The organism is Pseudomonas sp. F1_0610, assembly GCF_047470865.1.
In the GTDB taxonomy this organism is placed as follows: domain Bacteria; phylum Pseudomonadota; class Gammaproteobacteria; order Pseudomonadales; family Pseudomonadaceae; genus JAZDRH01.
In genome coordinates, this window is record NZ_JAZDRH010000107.1 from 1 (window position 1) to 255 (window position 255).

Here is a 255-nt window from a genome sequence, read left to right on the forward strand (position 1 = left end):
TTTAAAGAAAGCGTAATAGCTCACTAGTCGAGTCGGCCTGCGCGGAAGATGTAACGGGGCTCAAACCATACACCGAAGCTACGGGTTCATCCTCTGGATGAGCGGTAGAGGAGCGTTGTGTAAGCCTATGAAGGTGAGTTGAGAAGCTTGCTGGAGGTATCACAAGTGCGAATGCTGACATGAGTAACGATAATGGGTGTGAAAAACATCCACGCCGAAAGACCAAGGTTTCCTGCGCAACGTTAATCGACGCAG

At 49.8% G+C, this 255-nt stretch carries 1 rRNA gene; it reads left to right on the top strand.

What is annotated here, in order from left to right:
* A 23S ribosomal RNA gene (locus tag VQ643_RS16425) occupies positions 1-255 on the top strand; the annotation flags it as partial.